Below are 22,544 nucleotides of genomic sequence, written 5' to 3'. Positions count from 1 at the left end.
GCCCTAGGCCGAAGTGTATTCTAAGTTGTTGATCGTACCACATATTTAAGAATGGCGATTTCAATTGGGCTGAATTTGGCTAATTCAGCTGGGCTCTATTTGGCGATTTCAGACGGGCTCTAACAGTGTAAATTATGATAGCTATATTTAACACTATACGTTATAATCAACAGATGAAGTCTAAAGTCATAAATTTATGCCGAAAAGGAGCTTCCTCATGCAAAAAATCCGTAAGGCCATAATCCCCGCTGCTGGTTTTGGTACCCGGTTTCTGCCGGAAACCAAAGCCATGCCCAAGGAAATGCTGCCTATTGTGGATAAGCCTACCATTCAGTATATTCCTGCTGAAAGTACAGGATATGGTGGAGAAACCCAAAATGGAAGAAGCCCCCAGCCGTTTTGCGGCTCTGGGGCGGTATGTGATTACCCCGGAAGTGTTCGAGATCCTGGAAGAGACCCGGCCGGGGAAAGGCGGGGAAATCCAGCTGACAGATGCCCTGCGGGTCATGGCTCATATGGGGCATGTATATGCGTACAATTTTCAGGGGAAACGGTATGATACGGGGGATAAATTAGGATATTTGAAGGCTGTGGTGGAATTTGGCTTGAGAAGAGATGATTTGGGTCCGGGATTTAGGGAGTAGTTGAGGGAGCTTATTAAAACCCAGTTGTGAATATCATCGAAAGTGAGCCACTGTAATCATAGATCAATAAGCAGCCTAAGGGTTCCGGTAAGATGGTTAGGTGGCTGAGTGGTAAAGTGATTAAGTGGCCAATTGCTTATGAGCTCAGTTCCCTGTGTCAGAGTCGGTTAAAAAACGCCAACCCTAGCCGGATTAAAACAGCCCGTGGCCGGGAAGGGCGTGCCTGCGGCGCGCACCCTACAGCGTTGGAATCGGATGTTGTTTGTTCGACCGAGCGGACGGGGATGTCGTTGAACCGACGAAGGCGGGCGGCCCGTGTGGACCGCGCCCTGCAGTGACATTCACCAGACGGAGAATATCGTTGTTATCATCAGTTCGACGGAGACGGCGTAGGGGCTTCCCGGAGGGGAGCCCATCCCGGCCTCCGGTTTTTTATGTTCAAAAGCAGATGCCCGGCATCTGGTATCCTTTGGCGCGAGACGGCGTTTGCAGATGCGGGCGGCCTGCATCTGTATTGTTATTTATAGGCGATACCTTTATAATATAAACATGAGAAGAAATGCCAAACCTCGAAAATCACGATTTTTGAGGTTAACCTATTTTTTGACCGCAAATTTTGGGGATTTTGAGGTGTATGATATACACATGGCGGAGAATAGCATTGTTGTCATCAGTTCGACGGAGACGGTGTAGGGGCTTCCCGGAGGGGAGCCCTTCCCGGCCTCCGTTTTTTTGTATTTGGAGATTATTTCTTTACTGGGTGGCCCCGCGCATGCGGGGATGAATCTGATCTGGGCAAGGCTATGACCAAATGGTTAAAGCAGAAAGGAAAGATAAAGTAATGATTTTTGACAATCGGCCGCTGTTTCTGGAAAATCCAGAGAGGTATACCTATGATGTGTATGAGGGCAAATACAAGCTCACTGATAAGGCCACAAAAGAAGCAAGGAAAAGTTATGAGAAGTTTTACAAACGGCTGGAAGAGCCAGAAGAGACAGCCGAGAAGTAATTGGGCGTACCCTGTGCGTACGGGGACATGTGTGCCGCTATGGAGTGGCCATGGCTTGGGGCCGGGTCCCTTTAGCGTGAGCTACCTTGTGTGAGATGGAAGAACGGTTGGCTGCTTTTCCATCGATCCAAAGACATATTATTGGGAAAGGGGAATATTTCGCTGGAACTGGTCCGCTGACTTTGATCCAGTGCCTCCACTGGCAGGGCAACCGGATAAATGGGTGGTTCTGGCGACATTTTGCCGGAGGCAAACAGGATATTTCCTAAGCGGGCTGACCATCTCTACACTTTAAGGATAATTGGGTCTGCCTGACCAGGAGGCCGGGAAGGGTGTGCCTGCGGCGCACCCCTACAGCGTTGGGGTCGGATGTTGTTTGGTCGACCGAGCGGACGGAGATATCGTTGAACCGACGAATGTGGGCCGGCTAAACGGCCGGTACCCTGCAATGACGTTGACCAAGCAGAGAATATCGTTGTTATCCTCAGTTCGACGGAGACGGCGTAGGGGCTTCCCGGAGGGGAGCCCGTCCCGGCCTCCGGCTTTTTGTGTTGGGAGAATTTCTTTACTGGGAGTTTTTTTACACAGGGAATGTGGTATAGTAGAAGGAGAAAAGGTTCAATTAAGGATAAACAGTCTTTGAGTGAAGAAAAAAGCAAAATATGATAAAATATTCATAATGTTCTTTACTTTATATGGTAAGTGCGTTATAATAAATTCGGTTATACCAAACCAATGATCAGTGGGTTACTATGATAAGGTAACACACCGAGGAGCTCTAACGCCTTGCCATTCGGCAAGGCGTTATCTCTTTATTGGAAAAAAATTGAAGGAAGGCGGGAAGGGTTATGGCGTATGGCATTGGACTGGATATCGGTATCGGATCGGTGGGGTGGGCCGTGCTGGCTCTGGATCATGAAGAAAATCCCTGGGGAATTATGGATTTGGGCAGCCGGATTTTTGATGCAGCAGAACAGCCTAAAACCGGGGCTTCTCTTGCTTTGCCCAGAAGAGAAGCCAGAAGTATGCGTCGCCGTCTGCGCCGGCGCAGACATCGTATGGAACGGATGCGGAATCTCTTTATCAATGATGGACTGTTGACGGAAGAACAACTGTATCATCTGTATGACGGAAATTTGGAAGATGTATATGCTCTCCGTGTTAAGGCTCTGGATGAACGGCTGACGGATGAAGAGGTGGCACGAGTCCTGCTGCATCTGGCCCATCGCCGGGGATTTAAAAGCAATCGGAAAGCTGAATCCAAAAGTGCAGAAGCAGGGGAACTAAAAAAGGCCATCAGTCTGAATCAGGAAACCATGGAAGAAAACCGCTATCGGACGGTAGGAGAAATGTTCTTCAAAGATTCCCGCTACGCAGAATATAAGCGGAACCGAGGCGGAAATTATCTCAATACGGTAGACCGCAGCATGGTGGAAGAGGAAGCACGCAAAATCCTGGAAACTCAGGAAAAGCTGGGGAACAGCAAGCTGAATAAAGATTTTCAGAATTCCTATCTTTCCATCCTGCTGAGCCAGAGACAATTTGATGAGGGACCTGGAGGAAACAGCCATTACGGGGGAAATCAGATTCTGAACAAGGTAGGGACCTGTACTTTTGAAGATGGAAGCAATGGGGAACCTGCGGAGAAGAGAGCTCCCAAAGTCTGTTATTCTTTTGAATATTTCAATCTTCTGCAGAAAGTGAACCATTTGCGTTTGAGCTCTGCTAAAGACAACCGGGGACTGGATGAAGAAGAACGGGAAAAAGTCATTGCGCTGGCAAAAGACAAAGCAGACCTGCGTTTTGGAAAAATCCGGGAAACACTGCAGATCTCTCCGGAATATCGGTTCCAGGGTGTTTCTTACAGTACCAAAGAACCTCGTGAGGATACTGAGAAAAAAGCCAAATTCAATTTCCTGCCGTTCTATCATCAGATGCGGAAAATCCTGAAATCAAAAGCTCAGATTGATATTAAGGAATATACTTTGGATGAGTTGGACAAAATTGGTCAGATTCTTGCTTTTTATAAAGGGGATGATGCCCGGCGGAAGGAACTGGGAAAGCTGCGAATCGAACCCAAAGCCATAGAAGCTCTGTTGGAACTGAACGGTGCCAGCAAGTTCTCCCATTTGTCATTGAAGGCGATCCGAAAGATCACACCTTTTCTGGAACAGGGTATGACCTATGATAAAGCCTGCGAAGCGGCCGGATATGATTTTCGGGCCCATCAAGAGGATAAAACGTTCCTGCTGCCGGCCAATGCACCGGAACTGGAAGATATAACCAATCCAGTGGTACGCCGTGCCATCGGCCAGACCATCAAAGTGGTCAATGCCATTATCCGGAAGCAGGGAAGCAGTCCCTTGTATGTCAATGTGGAACTGGCTCGAGAAATGGCCAAAGATTTTCAGGAACGGAAGAAAATTAAAGATGATAACGAAGCCAATCAGAGCCGAAATGACAGGTTGATGCAGGAAATTAAAGAGAATTATCAAAGATTGAATCCCTCAGGTATGGATCTTATGAAATGGAAATTGTGGAAGGAACAGGATGGGAAGAGTCCTTATTCTCAAAAATCTATAGCGCCAGAGCGGCTGTTTGAAACCGGATATGTGGATATCGATCATATCGTTCCCTACAGCATCAGCTTTGATGACAGCTATAAAAACAAGGTTCTGGTGTTTTCTTCAGAAAACCGGGATAAGGGAAACCGTTTGCCCTATCAATATCTTCTAAAGAAATATGGGCAGGATACGGCAGACAGGTTCAAAGTATGGGTTGGCAACAATGTCCGGGATTATCGGAAACGGCAAAGGCTGTTGAAAGAAAAAATGACGGAAGAAGAAATGTCCGGCTTTAAGGAACGGAATCTGAGTGACACGAAATATATTTCCCGGTTTATGTATAATTTCATTCGGGACCATCTGGAATTTGCCCCTTCTGAAACAGGGAAAAAGAAACGGGTATTGGCTGTCAATGGAATGATTACTTCCTATTTGCGGAAACGCTGGGGTATCCGTAAGATTCGGGCCAATGGGGACAAGCACCATGCTGTGGATGCGGTAGTCATTGCCTGCACCACCGATAAGATGATCCGTGATCTGACGCTTTATTCGGAAGAAAGAGAAAACACGTATGATGTGGATGAACGGGGAAGCCGTCTGGTAAATGAATCTACTGGGGAAGTACTGAAAGGATTTCCGCTTCCATGGGAGGGATTCCGCCAGGAGTTGGAGGCTCGCTGTTCTCCGCACCCGGAACGGGAATTGGCTGGTTTGACCTTTTATATGAACAAGGATTTGAATGACATCAAGCCGATTTTTGTTTCCCGTATGCCTAGAAGAAAGGTGACAGGAGCTGCCCATAAAGACACTATCCGCAGTGCCAGACATATTGCGGATGGAATTACGGTCTCGAAAGTGCCGCTGAACAGTTTGAAACTGGGAAAGGATGGAGAAATTACGGATTATTATAATCCGGATAGCGATCGGCTTCTGTATGAGGCATTGAAAACACGACTGGAAGACTTTAAGGGTGACGGCAAAGATGCATTTCAAGAACCGTTTTATAAGCCTAAAGCAGATGGCTCCCAAGGTCCGTTGGTTAAAAAGGTAAAAATCCAGGCAAAAGCGACTTTGGCAGTTCCTGTGGAAGGGAAGACTGGAGTTGCGGAAAACGACAGTATGGTCCGTGTGGATGTGTTTAAGGTGGAGGGGGAAGGATACTACCTAGTGCCTGTTTATGTAGCGGATACAGTAAAAGCGGAATTACCGCAGAGAGCAGTAACACCTGGTAAACCATATCAAAACTGGAAAATTATGGATGAGAAAGATTTTCTCTTTTCTTTGTATCCCAATGACCTGATTAAAATTGAGGCCGAAAAAGAGATTTCGTTTTCACTAGTAAATCCAGACAGTGATTTGTTAAAAGAAATTAAAAGCAATCAAATTTTTGCATATTATGTAAAGACGGGCATTGCTAATGGATCAATTAAAGTTATTACCAACGATAATTGTTATCAGAAATTGAGCTTGGGGGTGAAAACGTTAAAATCAATAAAAAAATATCAGGTAGATGTGCTGGGAGAGGTTCATCCTGTAAAAAAAGAAGTCCGTCAAAAGTTTACTATTCAGCAGAAAGCTCGATGATGAATGAGAAAGGTTTTGATCAATGGGATATCGCAATATTGTGATTGCTTCTGCTGCTACTTTATCCTGCAGAGAAGACCAGCTGATTATCCTCAATGAGAATAACAACAAAGTACCCATTGAAGATATCAGTGCCATTGTTTTGGAAAACCAGCAGAGTCGAATCAGTCTTGCGGCTTTGGGACAACTGGTATCCAATAATGTGACGGTTTATCTGTGCGACAAACAGCATATTCCCAGTGCAGTGGTATTGCCCTTTTATCAAAATTCCACCAATGCTGTGGTTATCGAAAAACAGGAGCAGCTATCTGTTCCCCAGACAAAACAGGTCTGGAAGCAGATTGTGATGGCCAAAATCCAGAATCAGGGCCGCTGCCTGAAGGAAAGAGGGGATGAAGAAGGAAACCATTACCTGATGGAACTGGCCAAAACAGTAACCAGTGGGGACATCCACAATGTGGAGGCAACTGCTGCCCGGTACTATTTCCGCAGGGCCTTTGGGGAAAAGTTTACCAGAACAGGAGATGATAGAAGAAACAATGGACTGAATTACGGGTATGCCATTATGCGGGGGCTGATTGCCAGGCTGCTTACAGGGTATGGATTCATGGTTATCAAGGGAATCCATCACTGCAATAAGTACAACAGCTTTAACCTGGCGGATGATTTTATGGAGCCGCTGCGGCCGGTTGTTGATTTGTTTGTGTTGAACCACATGACAGGGGATGATAATCTGACACCGGATCTGAAGCACGCGCTGGTGAATCTGTTAGGAGTGGACGTGCTTTCAGGGGGTCAAATACACAGCTTGAATTATGGCGCAGAACGGATGATCCAGAGTTTTATGCGGATCTGCCAGCAGGAAGGGAAAGAACTGATGATTCCTGAACTGGTTCAGCTGAGACAGCATCAATATGAATAAATTTATGCGTATACTTGTACTTTTTGATATCCCGGTAAAGACAAAATATCAACGGCACGTGGCTTCAAAATTCCGCCACTTTCTTTTGAAAGATGGGTATTATATGCTGCAGTATTCCGTTTATGCACGGATCTGCAACGGGCCGGATGCCGTAGAAAAGCATCGGCAGCGCCTGATGGGTGCGCTGCCGGATAATGGGTCCGTCAGAATGGTTGTTCTGACGGAAAAACAGTATGAAGCGATTGATGTGCTGGTGGGACGATATCTGCCCGAAGAAAAGGCCTATGATACAGAGCATGTTTCCGTTTTTTGAAAACAACCGAATAAGGCTTCAAAAATTCTTTTTTACAGGAGTTTTTGAAAAAAGTGAAAAGCCCTTGTGCCAGATGACACAAGGGCTTTTGCTGATTACAATTATACCAAACCAATAATCAGCAGGGAACTACAACGCTGCGGGTACGGCATTTTACATGAAAAAGATTATACCAAACCAATAATCAGCAGGGAACTACAACCCAAATTGACGAATATCATGTTCATTATAGATTATACCAAACCAATAATCAGCAGGGAACTACAACGACCTTCATGCGGCCCATGGCCCCCAGCAGATTATACCAAACCAATAATCAGCAGGGAACTACAACTGTACCGGTCCATCATGTTCCCCACTTCCCATTATACCAAACCAATAATCAGCAGGGAACTACAACTATTGCGCTAAAACCCATTTTTTCCTTTTTATTATACCAAACCAATAATCAGCAGGGAACTACAACTCTCCGTTGTAGCCGTCCCAGCTGTCGCCGATTATACCAAACCAATAATCAGCAGGGAACTACAACATATTCAGCGCATCATCTATGGTGATCATGATTATACCAAACCAATAATCAGCAGGGAACTACAACTCAGGTTTACCGGGTCCGTTCTCAAGAATTATTATACCAAACCAATAATCAGCAGGGAACTACAACTGAAGGTGAAGGTGGTGTCCGTAGTCCCATATTATACCAAACCAATAATCAGCAGGGAACTACAACACCGCCACCAAAGTCTACAACGCGGTCTATATTATACCAAACCAATAATCAGCAGGGAACTACAACCTCATCTGGTGGGTGAAATCCGTATAAACTATTATACCAAACCAATAATCAGCAGGGAACTACAACTTTGACTGAACATTGAGTACAGTCGGTTGAATTATACCAAACCAATAATCAGCAGGGAACTACAACTCATGGATGACCGCTTCGATTTTTTCTCCAATTATACCAAACCAATAATCAGCAGGGAACTACAACTTACGGTGGATGATACCAAAAGCCCTGGTGATTATACCAAACCAATAATCAGCAGGGAACTACAACTGATTGCACAGGGTAGTGGCACTGATGAGTATTATACCAAACCAATAATCAGCAGGGAACTACAACTCAAGGGGTACGGCTACTACAACCAGCTGTATTATACCAAACCAATAATCAGCAGGGAACTACAACTCTCGATGATTAATCATGACACTAGCCTCAATTATACCAAACCAATAATCAGCAGGGAACTACAACAGAACCAATGGATGCCCATGAAGTCACTGAATTATACTAAACCAATAATCAGCAGGGAATTACAACGTATGGGGACGTGGATTAAATTATGATAAAGGTATTTCTTTGGAGTTTATCAGTTATTTAAATTTCTATCAATATAGAAGACAACTATACTAAATACGTTATCAGGCTGTTCTGCATTCTGTTTTCTGTACTTTTTTTGCCCTCCGATAGGCCGGGAAGGGTGTGCCTGCGGCGCACCCCTACGGCGTTGGGATCGGATGTTGTTTGTTCAACCAATTTGGAGGAAGTTGTCGTTGACCAGGCGGAGAATAAGCGTTGTTGTCATCAGCTCGACGGAGACGGCGTAGGGGCTTCCCTGAGGGGAGCCCTTCCCGGCCTCCGTTTTTTTGTGTTCAAAGGCAGATGCCCGGCATCTGGCATCCTTTGGCGTGAGACGGGAGACGTTGAGCGTGAGGAGGTGCTTACAAATGCGGGCGGCCGGGCCTGCCGCCCCTACGGGAACGGAGAGAAAGGGACAAGGGAGACATCTGCGTCTGTATTGTTGTTTATGGACGATGCCATTATAATATGAATGTAAAGATAGTTATCAAGCCTTAAAAATTGCAATTTTTGAGGTTAACCTATTTTCTGACCGCAAATTTTGGAGATTTTGAGGTGTACGATATACACATGGAGGAAAACATCGTTGTTATCCGTGTACCCCGCGTATGCGGGGATGAACGGCTGGTACTTCAAAGAGTAATCGGGAACTATTTATATATATTTTGGAATTGCAGGTTTAATCAATATCAGTTTATAGGGTGTGAAAAGTGATTGAATGGTTAGGTGGCTAAGTGGTTATGAAACCAGGTTACTTCTTGAAGTCGGGTTAAAATCGCCAATCTCAGTCGGATTAAAACAGCCAGGAGGCCGGGAAGGGTGTGCCTGCGGCGCACCCCTACCGCGTTGGGATCGGATGTTGTTTGTTCGACCGATTGGAGGAGGTTGTCGTTGATTAGGCGGAGAATATCGTTGTTGTCATCAGTCCGGCGGAGACGGCATTTTTCAATCGGATGGACGGGGTCCAGGGGGGGAACGGACGGCTCTGGCGGCATTTTTGTCGGTGGCAAAGGCGTGAGACTGAAAAGCGGCTGGCTGCTTTTCACCGTCCTACTGGCATATATTATGGTAGAATAATGGTATGGACGAAGTGGTATGTGAGTGTTTATCCTGAAATGGGGGCATTGATCATGAAAAAGAGTGGGAAATTTCTGACTTGGATTGTGTTGGCGGGTTTGCTGGCTTTGCCTTTGGGGATGGGGGAGGCCAGCGTGGAGAAGCATGTGGCGGACGAGGCCAATTACAAGATGAGCTACCCCATTGTGTATGTGGACCGCAATCAGGAGGCCCAGGACCGGATCAATTCGGATATCTACCAATATATAGCCGGGTTCCGGGATGATTATGCGGCCGGAAAATTCACCCGGGGGAGGTTTTCTTACCAGGTGCAGTATGAGGACGGGACGCTGCTTTCTCTCACGCTGGCGGATTTCCGGTACAGCCAGGGGGCGGCCCATGGGTACACCAATACCCGGGGGCTGACTTACAGCAAGGTGACAGGGGAGAAGCTGCCTCTTCCTTATTTTGTCCGGATCAGTACGACGGACAAGAGCCTGATCCTGTCCCAGCCCATTTACAACAGCCGAAATGAGCCGGTGCCGCTGAGCAAGACCTTTGCCAATGATTCTTTCATGTGGGACAAGCTGAAGATCAGCGACAATTATTTCCTGGAGGGCGGAGGAAAAATCGCCCTGATCTACCGGCCCTATGAACTGGGGTGCTACGCCCTGGGGACCCTGCGGGTGGAACTGTCGCCCAAGGTCATTGCTTACTTGAACCGGAAAAACTGACGTCTGACTTTTGACAGGCCCGGAGGGGCCGGGTGTGATTTTTCTCCCGCCTTGACTTTTCTTTTCCCCCGTGCTACACTAGAAAAAACTTCAAAGAATCACCTTTTAACCTAGTCCTGTGAGACTAAGAAAGGGACTTTTATCCAGAAGCAGTTATTAGAAGCCTTCTTGTCTTAGGACGAGAAGGCTTATTTTTTCAACCTGCAGTTTATTATAGGAGGCTACAACATGACAAAGGCGGCAGTCAGCCTGTCCGGACGGGATATCCTGGATCTTTCCTCCCTGTCCGTGGAAGAGTACGATCTGATCATGCGAACGGCGGCGGAGATGAAGAAGGTCATGAAACGGGACATCAAGAAGCTCCCGTCTCTCCGGGGCAAATCCATTGTGAACCTGTTCTATGAAAACAGCACCCGTACCCGCAGCTCTTTCGAGCTGGCCGGGAAGTATCTGGGGGCGGACGTAATCAACCTGAGCACCGGCACTTCCAGTGTGAAAAAAGGGGAATGCCTGAAGGACACCATCCTGACCATGCAGTCCATGGCCTGTGATGCCATTGTCATGCGTCACCCGGTGGAAGGGGCAGCCAAGTACGCAGCGGACATTGCAGCCCCCATTGTGATCAACGCCGGGGACGGGGCCCATGCCCATCCCACCCAGGGTCTCCTGGACATGTTCACCATCCTGGAACATGGGAAACAGTTCAAGGGCCTGAAAATGGCCATTATCGGGGATATCCTTTACAGCCGGGTGGCCCGGAGCAACATTGCGGCCTGGACCAAGCTGGGAGCGGATGTCCATGTGGCCGGTCCCATGACCCTGATTCCTCACGACATCCAGGAACTGGGGGTCACGGTGCACAAACGGGTGGAAGACGCCATTGAAGGGGCGGATGTGGTGGATGTGCTGCGGATCCAGCTGGAACGCCAGGACAAGGCCATGTTCCCCACTCCCCGGGAATACGCCCGGATTTACGGGGTCAACGAAGAACGGATGAAACTGGCCAAACCGGACTGTCTGGTGATGCATCCCGGTCCCATGAACCGGGGGTTGGAAATCTCCTGGGATACGGGCTACAGTGACCAGGCTGTGATCCGGGAACAGGTGACCAACGGGGTCGCGGTGCGGATGGCCGTGTTATTCTTGACGATTATGGGAGGAAAGCCAGTTGAAAACGCTAATTAAGAACGGACGGATCGTAGATCCCAGCCAGCAGCTGGACCAGGTGATGGACCTTCTGGTGGAAGACGGGAAAATCGCGGAAGCGGCACCTCACATTGATGCAGCGGCGAACGAAGTGTTCGACGCTACGGGCCTGGTGGTGGCTCCCGGGTTCATCGACCTGCACACCCATCTCCGGGAACCGGGGCTGGAAGCCAAGGAAGATCTGGTCACCGGCACTATGGCAGCGGCTCACGGGGGCATCACCCGGGTGGCCTGCATGCCCAACACCAAACCGGTGATCGACAGCTCCATTGTGGTCAGCGGCATCCAGGAACGGGCCCAAAAGGAAGGGTACGTCCATGTGGAAGTGATCGGGGCCATTACCAAAGGGGAAAAAGGCAAGGAACTGTCTGAAATGGGGGACATGGCCCAGCACGGGGTCATGGGCTTCTCTGATGACGGCCACTATGTGTCCAGTGCCTATGTAATGAACCTGGCAGCCCAGTATGTGAGCGCTTTTGACAAGCCCCTGATCTGCCACGACATCGACGAAGAGATGAACCACGAAGGGTTCATGCACGAAGGGGCCGTTTCCGCCCGTCTGGGTGTGCCCGGCATCCCTTCCATCGCCGAAGACATCTGTGTGGCCCGGGATGCGGCCATTGCGGAATACACCGGGGCCCACATCCACATTGCCCACATTGCCAGCAAGGGGGCTGTGGACATTGTCCGGAAGGCCAAGGCCCGAGGGGTGAACATCACCTGCGAAGTGACGGTCCACCACCTGACCCTTACCGATGAAGCCTGCGCCGGTTACAATACGGCCACCCGGGTTTCTCCTCCTCTCCGGAGCCGGGATCATGTGGAAGCCATGCGGGCGGGGTTGAAGGACGGCACCATCGATGCCATCGTAACGGACCATGCTCCTCATGCGCCGGAAGAAAAAGATGTGGAATTCCGGTATGCTCCCAACGGGTTCTGCGGCCTGGAGACTTCCGTAGGGGTGATCCTGACGGAGCTGTACCATACGGGAGAATTCTCCATCAATGAAATCGTCAACAAAATGAGCACCAGCCCGGCCCGGATCATGAATCTGGACGCCGGCAGCCTGAAGGTAGGCCGGAATGCGGACATCACCATCCTGGATCTGGACCGGGAATGGACGGTGGACAGTGAAAAATTCTATACCCGGGGCAAGGTGACTCCTTTCAACGGAAAACACTGCAAAGGCATGGCAGTGGCGACCATGGTCGATGGCCGGTTTGTGATGAAAGACGGTGTAGTATGCAAAAAGTAAAAGGCAAGTTGGTATTGAAAGACGGAAGCGTCTATGAAGGAACTTTGTACAGCACCCATAAGGCAGTGGGGGAAGTGGTGTTCACCACCGGCATGTCCGGGTATCAGGAAACCCTGACGGACCCCTCTTTCTGCGGGCAGATCGTCATCTTCACCTATCCCCTGATCGGGAACTACGGCTGCAACGACCTGTTCTGCCAGAGTGACGGTTGCTGCTACAAGGGGCTGATCGTCAGCGAACTGTGTGACGAACCCTCCAGCTGGCGGGATGAAGGCACGGTGCTGGAATTCCTGGAAAAGAACGATATCCCGGTGCTGGCCGGTGTGGATACCCGGGCGCTGACCCGGCGGATCCGGTCCTACGGGACCCTTCAGGGGGTGCTGGTGCCGGCAGATACTCCGGACGACGAAGTCCAGGCTCTTTTGGCCACTCCCGAAGAACATGACCAGGTGGCCCAGGTAACCACCAAAAAGGTGTACACCATGGGACCGGACGACGCCAAATATTCCGTAGCCGTCATGGACTACGGGGTGAAGCGGCACATCCTGGAATGCCTGGTGGAAAAAGGCTGCAAACTGACCGTATTCCCGGCGGAAACTCCGGCGGAAGAGGTACTGGCCATGGATCCGGACGGGATTTTCCTGAGCAACGGCCCTGGGGATCCGGCGGATCTGACGGTGGAAATCGACAACATCAAAAAGATGATCGGCAAGAAACCCATTTTCGGCATCTGCATGGGGCATCAGGTCATGGCGCTGGCCAACGGGGCCAAGACCAAGAAAATGCTTTTCGGCCACCGGGGCATCAACCAGCCGGTCCGGGATCTGGTGGACCACAAGATCTGCATCACCTCCCAGAACCATGGGTTCATGGTGGATGAGGATTCCCTGAAGGGACTGCCGGTGGAAGTGATCAACCGGTCCCTGAACGACAACACCATCGAAGGCCTGCGCTATCTGAACCATCCCACCTTCACAGTGCAGTACCATCCGGAAGCATCCCCCGGTCCCAGCGGCAACGCTTATCTGTTCGACCGGTTTATCAAAATGATGGGAGGGCACTGATATGCCAAAAAAAGAGAATGTAAAGAAAGTCATGGTCATCGGTTCCGGCCCGATCATCATCGGTCAGGCTGCTGAATTCGACTATTCCGGCACCCAGGCCTGCCGGGCCCTGAAGGAAGAAGGGCTGGAAGTGGTGCTGGTGAACTCCAACCCGGCCACCATCATGACCGATGTGCACATTGCAGACCGGGTGTATGTGGAACCCCTGGATGTGGAATTCCTGGAAGCCATTATCGCCAAGGAGCGGCCGGATTCCCTGCTGGCCACACTGGGGGGCCAGATCGGCCTGAACCTGGCCATTGAACTGGACAAAAAAGGCATCCTGAAGAAATACAATGTGCAGCTCCTGGGCACCCAGATCTCCAGCATCATGAAGGCGGAAGACCGGGAACTGTTCAAGGAAACCATGGAGAAACTCCACCAGCCCATTCCCCAGAGCACCATTGTGGAAAGCGTGGATGCGGCCAAGGAATTTGCCAAGAAGGTGGGCTTCCCTCTGATCGTGCGGCCGGCCTACACCCTGGGGGGCACCGGGGGCGGCATTGCCCACAACATGGATCAGCTGGATGACATTACCACCAAAGGGCTCATGTACTCCCTGATCGGTCAGGCCCTGATCGAACGGTCCGTAGCCGGCTGGAAGGAAATCGAATATGAAGTGGTCCGGGACCATGAAGACAACTGCATCACCGTCTGCAACATGGAAAACATCGACCCGGTGGGGGTCCATACCGGGGACTCCATCGTGGTGGCTCCCTGCCAGACCCTGACTGACCGGGAAGTCCAGATGCTCCGGACCGCCGCCATCGACATCGTCCGGGAACTGGGGGTGGAAGGGGCCTGCAACGTGCAGTATGCCCTGAATCCGGACAGTGAAGAATACATCGTCATCGAAGTGAACCCCCGGGTAAGCCGGTCTTCTGCCCTGGCTTCCAAGGCAACAGGCTATCCCATTGCCAAAGTGGCCGCCAAGATCGCTGCCGGGTATACCCTGGACGAAATCGAAAACGCGGTAACCAAGAAAACCTCCGCCTGCTTCGAACCCACCCTGGACTACTGTGTCATCAAGATCCCCCGCTGGCCCTTTGACAAGTTCGTCAATGCGGACCACACCCTGGGGACCCAGATGAAGGCCACCGGGGAAGTGATGGCCATCGAACGGAATATCGAAGCCGGTCTGCTGAAGGCGGTCCGCTGCCTGGAAATCGGCCTGACTCATATGGACATGCCGGAACTCCACAAGCTGACGGACCAGGAAGTCTTTGAAAAGGTCCGGAAAGTGGACGACGAACGGCTCTTTACCATCGCCGAAGCCTTCCGGAGAGGGATGACCGTGGACCAGGCCCATGCCATCACCAAGATCGACGAATTCTTCCTGCGGAAGATCCGCCACATTGTGGAACTGGAAGTGCGTTTGAAGAGCGAAGAACTGACGCCGGAACTGCTCCGGGAAGTGAAGAAACGGGGCTTTGCCGATGTGACCATCGGGAAACTGGTAGGGAAGACCGGTCTGGAAATCCGTGCCATCCGGAAGGAATGGGGCATTACCCCTGTTTACAAGATGGTGGATACCTGCGCCGCGGAATTCGACGCGGAAACTCCGTACTACTACTCCACCTACGGGGTGGAAGACGAAGTGGAAGACACCCCCAACAAGAAGGTGCTGGTACTGGGCTCCGGTCCCATCCGGATCGGCCAGGGGGTGGAATTCGACTACTGCTCCGTCCACTCTGTATGGGCTCTGAAGGATCTGGGCTACGAAACCATCATTGTAAACAACAACCCTGAAACCGTATCCACGGACTTCGATACCGCTGACCGGCTGTATTTCGAACCCTTGACCCTGGAAGACGTGCTGAATGTGATCGACCGGGAAAAACCGGAAGGGGTCATTGTCCAGTTCGGGGGCCAGACCGCCATCAACCTGGCCGGTCCGCTCCATGACTGCGGGGTGAAGATCCTGGGGTCTTCCGTAGACAGCATCGACCGGGCAGAAGACCGGGAACGGTTCGACGAACTGCTGACCAGTGTGGGGATTCCCCGTCCGAAAGGCCACACGGTGTTTGACATCGACGGGGCTCTGCGGGCTGCCAACGATGTGGGCTACCCTGTAATGGTGCGTCCTTCCTATGTATTGGGCGGCCGGGCCATGGAAATCGTCTACAACGACGACGAACTGAAATACTACATGAACAACGCCGTAAAGGCTTCCCACGAACACCCGGTGCTGGTGGACCACTACCTGATGGGTACGGAAGTGGAAGTGGATGCCATCTGCGACGGCAAGGACGTGCTGATGCCCGGGATCATGGAACACATCGAACGGGCCGGGGTCCATTCCGGGGACTCCATTGCGGTGTACCCGCCCCGGACCCTCAGCGAGCACGTAATCGAACAGATCATCGACTACACCACCAAACTGGCCCTGGGCCTGGAAGTCCATGGGATGATCAACATCCAGTACATTGTCCGGGATGACAAGCTGTATGTGATCGAAGTAAACCCCCGGTCCAGCCGGACAGTGCCTTTCCTGAGCAAGGTGACGGGCATCTCCATGGTGGATGTAGCCACCAAATGCGCCATGGGCGTATCCATCCGGGAACAGGGCCTGGAACCGGGCCTGAAGCTCTTCCCGGACTACTATGCGGTGAAAGCGCCGGTGTTCTCCTTCAACAAGATGACCGACGTGGACATCACCCTGGGGCCGGAAATGAAATCCACCGGGGAAGTCATGTGCATCGATGCCCAGTTCCCCAGAGCCCTGTACAAAGCCTGCATTGCCGCCGGCACCCACATCCCCAAGAGCGGTGCCATCCTGATCACCGTAGCGGACCAGGACAAGGAAGAAGTGGTGCCCATTGCGGAAGGGTTTGAAAACCTGGGCTATGAACTGGTGGCTACCGCCGGTACCGCCAAGTTCCTGGAAGGAAAAGGCATCCATGTGGGCCGGGTGGAAAAGGCCAGCGCCGGTACCCCCAACCTGCTGGATGACATCAAGGAAGGCCGGATCTGCATGGTGATCAATACTTTGACCCACGGTTCCGACGCTACCCGGGACGGCTTCAAGATCCGCCGGTCCACGGTGGAACACGCCATTCCCTGCCTGACCAGCCTGGATACCGCCCGGGCCCTGTACAAGGCCATGGGTGCCATGCGCCGGCGGAACGTGGTAAGCGTGGTGGCTCTCCAGGATCTGAAGACGGAGTAAGCCATGGCAGTATATATGGAAGGAACCATTGTCCGGCAGGAGAAACTTTCCGGGGACATCCGGCTCATGGAAATCCGCTGTCCGGAAGTGGCGGCAGCGGCCCAGCCGGGACAGTTTGTGACGGTACGGGTGAACAAGCTCCATCAGCCCCTGCTCCGGCGGCCCTTCGGGGTGGCCGGGGTGGACCGGGCGGCCGGGACTTTTTCCCTGATGTACCGGATCGTGGGAGAAACCACAGAGCTTATGGACGCCATGGAGGCCGGGGATCCCATCAGTGTGGTGGGGCCTCTGGGCCACGGGTTCCATCTGGGGGCCAAACGGGGTCTCCTGGTGGGCGGCGGCATGGGCCTGGCCCCTCTCCACTTTTTGGCTCAGGCGGACCCGGATCACAAAATGGAAGTGATCGTAGGGGGCCGGACCAAAGCGGAAGTGTTCTGGGCGGACCTGTTCAAGGACAAAACCGCCAAACAGTATGAAACCACCGATGACGGATCCTACGGGGTGAAGGGCACGGTGAACGCGGTGCTGCCCGGGCTTCTGGCCACGGGACAGTATGACTGCGTGTACGTGTGCGGCCCCAGCCCCATGATGAAGGCTGTGGTGGAAGTGGTGAACCAGTACGGGGTGCCCTGCCAGGTATCCCTGGAAAAATACATGGGCTGCGGCCTGGGTGCCTGTCTGTCCTGCTCCTGCGAAGGAAAAGGCGGCAAGCGGATGAAGATCTGCAAGGACGGCCCGGTGTTCTGGAGCCAGGAGGTGGTGGAATGGTGAAGCCTTATGAAGATCCCCGGATGCAGGTGAACCTGGCGGGGGTGACCATGAAGACACCGGTGACCACTGCTTCCGGCACTTTCGGGTTCGGTCTGGAATTTACGGATTTCCTCAACCTGGACCATATCGGCGCCATTACCGTAAAGGGGACCACCCTGAAGCCCCGGCCCGGGAACAAGGGCCAGCGGCTGGTGGAAACCCCGGCGGGAGTGCTGAACTGTGTGGGGCTGGAAAACCCCGGAGTGGAATACTTTTTGAAGGAAACCCTGCCCCATCTCCGGCAGGTGACCAAGACCCCGGTGATCGTGAACATCGACGGGGACAGTGCGGAAGACTACGGCACCCTGGCGGAATTGCTGGATGTGGACGGAGTGGACGCCATCGAGCTGAACATTTCCTGTCCCAACGTGGCCCAGGGAGGCTTGGCTTTCGGCACCGACTGCCATGCGGCAGGAGAAGTGGTGCAGGCGGCCAAGTCCCATACCCATAAGCCGGTGATCACCAAGCTGTCTCCCAATGTGACGGACATTACGGAAATTGCCCGGGCGGTGGAAGCCGCCGGCACCGACGCCATTTCCCTCATTAATACATTGGTGGGGATGAAGATCGACATCCAGAAGAAGCGGCCGGTGCTGGGAAACATCGTGGGAGGCCTTTCGGGCCCGGCGGTGCACCCGGTGGCCGTGCGCATGGTGTACCAGGTGGCCCAGGCAGTGAAGGTGCCTCTCATCGGCATGGGGGGCATCAGCTGCTGGCAGGATGCGGTGGAATTCATCCTGGCCGGGGCCACGGCGGTGGCTGTGGGCACCTGCAGCTTTACGGATCCCAGCCTGGCAGAAACCATCAGCCAGGGGATCCAGGATTATCTGGACGCCAGCGGGGCGGCTTCTCTGGAGGAACTCCGGGGACAGGCCCTGCCGGGACGGAACTGAGGAGTGGAACCCATGGATGCAAGAGACAGACTGATCACGGCCCTGGATTTCCCCACCTTTGACCGGGCCAAAGCCCTGGTGGAAGAACTGGGGGATGCAGTGACCTTTTACAAAGTGGGGATGGAACTGTTCTACGGGGCCGGTCCGGACATCATCCGGTACCTGAAGGACAAGGACAAAAAAGTGTTCCTGGATCTGAAGCTCCAGGACATCCCCAATACGGTGGCTCACAGCCTGGCCGTGCTGACCCGGCTGGGAGCGGATATCATGAACGTCCACGCGGTGGGAGGCCCCAAGATGATGGCGGAAGGCATGAAGGCGGTGAAGGAAGCGGCGGCGGAACTGGGCCGGCCTGCACCCAAACTGATTGCCGTCACCGTACTCACCAGCATGGATGAAGCCCAGTGGAAGCCTCTGAACTATGCCAAACCCATTGGGGAAGAGGTACTGGACCTGGCGGCCCTTACCAAAGAAAGCGGCCTGGACGGGGTGGTGGCTTCGCCCCGGGAAGCGGCCGGGATCCGGGAAAAATGCGGGAAAGATTTCCTCATTGTGACCCCCGGGGTGCGGCCGGCCTGGGCTGCCACCAACGACCAGAGCCGGATTGCCACCCCGGCGGCTGCCATCGGCAACGGGTCCACCCATCTGGTGGTGGGACGGCCCATTACCCAGGCGGAAAACAAACAGGAAGCTGTACGGAAGATCCTGGAAGAAATGGAAGGAGCTTTTTAAATGAACGATACAACGGTACTGCATATGCTGGAAGAAACCAACGCGGTGATGCATGGTCATTTTCTGCTGACCAGCGGCCTCCACAGCCCCACTTATGTGGAAAAATTCAATGTGCTGCAGCAGCCCCGGTACACGGAAGCCCTGTGCAAGGAAATCGCTGCCCGGTTCGTCAACGACAACGTGGAACTGGTGGTGGGCCCCATGACCGGCGGCATCCTGCTGGCCTATGAAGTGGCCAAGAACCTGGGCACCCGGTTCTTCTTCACGGAACGGGTGAACGGGAAGATGACCTTCAAGAGAGGGTTCCACATTGAACCGGGGACCCGGGTACTGATTGTGGAAGACATTGTCACCACCGGCGGCAGTGTACGGGAAGTGCTGGACGTGGTGAAGAGCGAAGGCGGCGTGCCGGTAGGCGTAGGCCTCCTGGTGGACCGGAGCGGCGGCAAAGTGGATTTCGGTGTCCGCACCGAGCCTCTGCTGCGCCTGGACGTGGAAGCCTACAAACCGGAAGACTGCCCTCTGTGCAAACAGGGAGTGCCTCTGACCCAGCGGGGCCGGACGGGGAAATAAAAAAGGGGGTGTGAAAAACTTCACACCCCCGGTCACTGACCAGTGACAAAAAAGGGGCTGTCCGGAAGGACAGCCCCTTTTTCCTTATTTCTTTTCTTCCCCTTCAACTTCTGCAATGCAGTCGTTGATGTCGGCGATCAGGGCATCTACGTCGATGCCGTGGGCAGCGGCGCCCTGGCCGATGGTTTCGAAGTTGGCGGCCATGCAGCCGATGCAGCCCAGACCATACTGCATAAAAATGTTGACAATTTCAGGGTGCATCTGCACCGTTTCAATAATGCTGGAATCAGCAGTAACCTTTTCCATCTGAATCCTCCTCAATTACATTTAATGGGTATGATTTATTATACCATAGTCTGTCAAGGAACAATATGGCTAACGCAATGGCTAACGCATAACCCAGGCGCGGAATATGCACCCATCTACTTTGTCAGCAGCGGATTTTGACTGTGACATGTACGTCCTTGTACTATGCCCCAGTCAAAATCCGCTGCTTTCGCGTATCTGGGTACATCTTCCGCGCCTGGAAGGAATGGACTGGCTCATGCCATCCAGACTCGTGAATTTCGACCCATCTTCCGCGCCTGGCGGGAAATGGGGGCGGGCGGCCGGGCCTGCCGCCCCTACGGATCCGTGAGCCACCTAACCACCTGACCCCTGCCTTCCGGGTGTCTTGACCGGTTTTTCATTGCTTTTTCATGGAAAACATTCTATAATGGGGAAAAGTGGTGGAAAGTGGCGAATTTTTTTGGGAAGGGTGGGATGGCCGATGCTGATGGGCGAATTTGAACATGCGCTGGACAGCAAGGGCCGTCTGTTCGTCCCGGCAAAGATGCGGGAGAACCTGGGCCCTTCCTTTGTTGTTACCAAAGGGGTGGACGGTTGTTTGGACGTGTACCCTCTGGAAGCCTGGGAAAAACTGAAGAACAGCTTTGCCCAGAAAATGATGCCCAAGCAGAAGATGCGGGATGTGTCCCGGTTCATTTTCGGCGGCGCCTGTGAGGTGGAGCCGGACAAACAGGGCCGGATCCTGCTGCCTGCCAACCTGCGGACCTATGCCCAGATCGGGGAAACGGCCCTGATCGTGGGGGTGGGGAGCAAGGCGGAAATCTGGGATGCCCAGCGCTATGCGGATTACACCAAGGCCGTGGAAAACGATGTGGCGGAACTGATCGAAGAATTGGATTTTGAATAAAAGCGGTCAACGGCAGATAGAATGAGGAATAGAGATGGAATTTGTCCATAAAAGTGTATTATTGGAAGAAAGTGTCCGGTGGGTGGTTACGGATCCCAAGGGGATCTATGTGGACTGCACGCTGGGCGGGGCCGGCCATTCCCACCGGATTACGGAACTGCTGGACCCGGAGGGGATGCTGATCGGCATCGACCAGGACGAGGACGCCATTGCAGCGGCCACCGAGCGGCTGAAGGACGCCCCGTGCCAGGTAAAGATCGTCCACAACAATTTCCGGAACCTGGATGCCATCCTGGAAGATCTGGGGATCCCCCAGGTGGACGGGATCCTGTTCGACCTGGGAGTGTCCTCCTATCAGCTGGATACCCCGGAGAGGGGGTTCTCCTACATGCATGACGGGCCTCTGGACATGCGGATGGACCAGGAGGCCAGCCTGACGGCGGAACAGGTGGTGAACCGGTACAAGGAAGACGACCTAGCCGGGATCATCTACAAATACGGGGAAGAACGGTGGGCCAAACGGATCGCCCAGTTCATTGTGGCAGCCCGGAAGGACCATCCCATCCGGACCACCGGGGAACTGGTCCACATCATCAAGGCGGCCATTCCCAAGGGGGCCCGTCAGGACGGACCCCATCCGGCCAAACGGACCTTCCAGGCCATCCGGATCGAAGTGAATGACGAACTGAAGATCCTGGATGCCACCATGGAAGCGGCGGTCCATCATCTGAAACCGGGAGGCCATATCGGGGTGATCACCTTCCATTCTCTGGAAGACCGGATCATCAAACAGGCCTTCAAACGGCTCCAGCGGGGATGCATCTGCCCGCCGGAACTGCCGGTGTGCGTCTGCGGACGGAAGCCGGAACTGAAGAAACTGAAGGAATTCACTCCCAGCGAAGAGGAGCTGGCGGACAACCCCAGAGCCAGAAGCGCCCGGCTGCGGGGGGCCGTGAAGATCTGAAACAACAAACCAACGAAGGAGAGGCAGCATGGATACCAGGAAAAACAGCCGACCCATGGAGTGGCCGTCTCAGAAATACTATACCTACGGTTCTGCAGCCGTGCAGGAAGAGGAGACTCCTGCGCCTTCCCGTCCCCGGCAGCGGCAGCAGACGTCCAAACCGAAAAAAACCGTAAAGAAGGAAAATATTGTGCTGCGTCGGGTTGCATTTTATGCCTGTTTGGTATTATCATTAATATTCGTGAATGTGGCTCTCAGTCAGCTGTTCTTCGCCCGTTCTGACGATCTGGTGAAGCTCAAGGCCGTAGAGGCCCAGTGCCTGGACGAGAACGAGACCCTGAAAATCGACGTGGAACGGCTCCGGAGCCCGGAGCGGATCACCAGCATAGCCGAAAAGAAACTGGGCATGCAGACCGCCCGGAGCAACATTTATGTAAGAGAGTAGGCAGCGGAGC

At 52.8% G+C, this 22,544-nt stretch carries 17 protein-coding genes, 2 pseudogenes and 1 CRISPR repeat array; of the genes and pseudogenes, 18 read left to right on the top strand and 1 reads right to left on the bottom strand.

Annotated elements, in window-relative coordinates; all coding sequences use genetic code 11:
- Positions 1-196: 196 nt before the first annotated feature.
- The 15 genes and pseudogenes from ACZOF8_RS09450 to pyrE form a co-directional block, all read left to right on the top strand.
- Positions 197-289, top strand: a pseudogene (locus ACZOF8_RS09450) (hypothetical protein); the annotation flags it as partial.
- A 52-nt stretch (positions 290-341) separates the two neighbouring features.
- Positions 342-644, top strand: a pseudogene (locus ACZOF8_RS09445) (sugar phosphate nucleotidyltransferase); the annotation flags it as partial.
- An 811-nt stretch (positions 645-1,455) separates the two neighbouring features.
- A complete protein-coding gene (locus ACZOF8_RS09440; RefSeq protein WP_487426838.1) occupies positions 1,456-1,653 on the top strand; it encodes a hypothetical protein in 198 nt (65 codons plus the stop codon).
- 848 nt (positions 1,654-2,501) lie between these two features.
- The gene (cas9, locus tag ACZOF8_RS09435; RefSeq protein WP_154487302.1) at positions 2,502-5,801 is read left to right on the top strand and encodes a type II CRISPR RNA-guided endonuclease Cas9; all 3,300 of its coding nucleotides are present in this window, start codon (positions 2,502-2,504) and stop codon (positions 5,799-5,801) included.
- A gap of 22 nt (positions 5,802-5,823) precedes the next feature.
- Positions 5,824-6,723, top strand: coding sequence for a type II CRISPR-associated endonuclease Cas1 (gene cas1, locus ACZOF8_RS09430; RefSeq protein ID WP_154487300.1), 900 nt, complete (start codon positions 5,824-5,826; stop codon positions 6,721-6,723).
- Positions 6,716-7,036 carry a CRISPR-associated endonuclease Cas2 gene (cas2, locus tag ACZOF8_RS09425; protein WP_154487298.1) on the top strand — a complete coding sequence of 107 codons (321 nt, stop codon included), beginning with the start codon at positions 6,716-6,718 and terminating at the stop codon, positions 7,034-7,036. The genes cas1 and cas2 overlap by 8 nt, the downstream gene beginning before the upstream one ends.
- A 100-nt stretch (positions 7,037-7,136) precedes the next feature.
- Positions 7,137-8,361: direct repeats of the CRISPR family, unit length 37 nt; unit sequence ATTATACCAAACCAATAATCAGCAGGGAACTACAACT.
- A 1,249-nt stretch (positions 8,362-9,610) separates the two neighbouring features.
- Entirely contained in the window at positions 9,611-10,189 is a 579-nt protein-coding gene (locus ACZOF8_RS09420; RefSeq protein ID WP_487426837.1) for a hypothetical protein, read from the top strand.
- Positions 10,190-10,417: 228 nt separating this feature from the next.
- Positions 10,418-11,374 carry an aspartate carbamoyltransferase catalytic subunit gene (locus tag ACZOF8_RS09415; RefSeq protein ID WP_075580585.1) on the top strand — a complete coding sequence of 319 codons (957 nt, stop codon included), beginning with the start codon at positions 10,418-10,420 and terminating at the stop codon, positions 11,372-11,374.
- On the top strand, positions 11,358-12,650 hold the full coding sequence (locus ACZOF8_RS09410) for a dihydroorotase (RefSeq protein WP_154487294.1): 1,293 nt from the start codon (positions 11,358-11,360) through the stop codon (positions 12,648-12,650). Before ACZOF8_RS09415 ends, ACZOF8_RS09410 begins: the two co-directional genes overlap by 17 nt.
- On the top strand, positions 12,638-13,714 hold the full coding sequence (gene carA / locus ACZOF8_RS09405; protein WP_154487292.1) for a glutamine-hydrolyzing carbamoyl-phosphate synthase small subunit: 1,077 nt from the start codon (positions 12,638-12,640) through the stop codon (positions 13,712-13,714). Before ACZOF8_RS09410 ends, carA begins: the two co-directional genes overlap by 13 nt.
- A gap of 1 nt (position 13,715) precedes the next feature.
- Positions 13,716-16,922: a carbamoyl-phosphate synthase large subunit gene (carB, locus tag ACZOF8_RS09400; protein ID WP_022486615.1), complete on the top strand. Its 3,207-nt coding sequence runs from the start codon at positions 13,716-13,718 to the stop codon at positions 16,920-16,922.
- A 3-nt stretch (positions 16,923-16,925) separates the two neighbouring features.
- Complete coding sequence (locus tag ACZOF8_RS09395; protein ID WP_481143487.1) at positions 16,926-17,693, top strand: dihydroorotate dehydrogenase electron transfer subunit; 768 nt, start codon at positions 16,926-16,928, stop codon at positions 17,691-17,693.
- Entirely contained in the window at positions 17,687-18,625 is a 939-nt protein-coding gene (locus ACZOF8_RS09390; protein ID WP_279126091.1) for a dihydroorotate dehydrogenase, read from the top strand. Before ACZOF8_RS09395 ends, ACZOF8_RS09390 begins: the two co-directional genes overlap by 7 nt.
- Positions 18,626-18,637: 12 nt before the next feature.
- Entirely contained in the window at positions 18,638-19,357 is a 720-nt protein-coding gene (gene pyrF / locus ACZOF8_RS09385) for an orotidine-5'-phosphate decarboxylase (protein ID WP_022486612.1), read from the top strand.
- The gene (pyrE, locus tag ACZOF8_RS09380) at positions 19,358-19,930 is read left to right on the top strand and encodes an orotate phosphoribosyltransferase (RefSeq protein WP_154487286.1); all 573 of its coding nucleotides are present in this window, start codon (positions 19,358-19,360) and stop codon (positions 19,928-19,930) included.
- An 84-nt stretch (positions 19,931-20,014) separates the two neighbouring features.
- Here pyrE and ACZOF8_RS09375 read toward each other — a convergent pair whose 3' ends face one another.
- Entirely contained in the window at positions 20,015-20,236 is a 222-nt protein-coding gene (locus ACZOF8_RS09375; protein ID WP_022486910.1) for a DUF1858 domain-containing protein, read from the bottom strand.
- A 469-nt stretch (positions 20,237-20,705) separates the two neighbouring features.
- Here ACZOF8_RS09375 and mraZ point away from each other — a divergent pair, with 469 nt between their 5' ends.
- Genes mraZ through ACZOF8_RS09360 form a run of 3 tightly spaced genes read left to right on the top strand, consistent with a single transcriptional unit; the run spans position 20,706 to position 22,534 of the window.
- Positions 20,706-21,125: a division/cell wall cluster transcriptional repressor MraZ gene (gene mraZ / locus ACZOF8_RS09370; protein WP_487426836.1), complete on the top strand. Its 420-nt coding sequence runs from the start codon at positions 20,706-20,708 to the stop codon at positions 21,123-21,125.
- Positions 21,126-21,159: 34 nt separating this feature from the next.
- Positions 21,160-22,089, top strand: a complete 930-nt coding sequence (rsmH, locus tag ACZOF8_RS09365) for a 16S rRNA (cytosine(1402)-N(4))-methyltransferase RsmH (protein ID WP_370834521.1) — start codon at positions 21,160-21,162, stop codon at positions 22,087-22,089.
- Between the two features lie 28 nt (positions 22,090-22,117).
- Complete coding sequence (locus ACZOF8_RS09360) at positions 22,118-22,534, top strand: septum formation initiator (protein WP_022486907.1); 417 nt, start codon at positions 22,118-22,120, stop codon at positions 22,532-22,534.
- Positions 22,535-22,544: the final 10 nt, after the last annotated feature.

It is taken from the genome of Acidaminococcus sp., from assembly GCF_057597765.1.
Note: the sequence above shows the minus strand (reverse complement) of the source record. Positions and strands in the feature narration are given on the sequence as shown.

Bases quoted from the DNA above. Each gene is read 5' to 3' on its own strand.
- ACZOF8_RS09440 (WP_487426838.1), top strand. From the start codon at position 1,456: ATGGTTAAAGCAGAAAGGAAAGATAAAGTAATGATTTTTGACAATCGG.
- cas9 (WP_154487302.1), top strand. From the start codon at position 2,502: ATGGCGTATGGCATTGGACTGGATATCGGTATCGGATCGGTGGGGTGG.
- cas1 (WP_154487300.1), top strand. From the start codon at position 5,824: ATGGGATATCGCAATATTGTGATTGCTTCTGCTGCTACTTTATCCTGC.
- cas2 (WP_154487298.1), top strand. From the start codon at position 6,716: ATGAATAAATTTATGCGTATACTTGTACTTTTTGATATCCCGGTAAAG.
- ACZOF8_RS09415 (WP_075580585.1), top strand. From the start codon at position 10,418: ATGACAAAGGCGGCAGTCAGCCTGTCCGGACGGGATATCCTGGATCTT.
- carA (WP_154487292.1), top strand. From the start codon at position 12,638: ATGCAAAAAGTAAAAGGCAAGTTGGTATTGAAAGACGGAAGCGTCTAT.
- carB (WP_022486615.1), top strand. From the start codon at position 13,716: ATGCCAAAAAAAGAGAATGTAAAGAAAGTCATGGTCATCGGTTCCGGC.
- ACZOF8_RS09395 (WP_481143487.1), top strand. From the start codon at position 16,926: ATGGCAGTATATATGGAAGGAACCATTGTCCGGCAGGAGAAACTTTCC.
- ACZOF8_RS09390 (WP_279126091.1), top strand. From the start codon at position 17,687: ATGGTGAAGCCTTATGAAGATCCCCGGATGCAGGTGAACCTGGCGGGG.
- pyrF (WP_022486612.1), top strand. From the start codon at position 18,638: ATGGATGCAAGAGACAGACTGATCACGGCCCTGGATTTCCCCACCTTT.
- pyrE (WP_154487286.1), top strand. From the start codon at position 19,358: ATGAACGATACAACGGTACTGCATATGCTGGAAGAAACCAACGCGGTG.
- ACZOF8_RS09375 (WP_022486910.1), bottom strand. From the start codon at position 20,236: ATGGAAAAGGTTACTGCTGATTCCAGCATTATTGAAACGGTGCAGATG.
- mraZ (WP_487426836.1), top strand. From the start codon at position 20,706: ATGGGCGAATTTGAACATGCGCTGGACAGCAAGGGCCGTCTGTTCGTC.
- rsmH (WP_370834521.1), top strand. From the start codon at position 21,160: ATGGAATTTGTCCATAAAAGTGTATTATTGGAAGAAAGTGTCCGGTGG.
- ACZOF8_RS09360 (WP_022486907.1), top strand. From the start codon at position 22,118: ATGGATACCAGGAAAAACAGCCGACCCATGGAGTGGCCGTCTCAGAAA.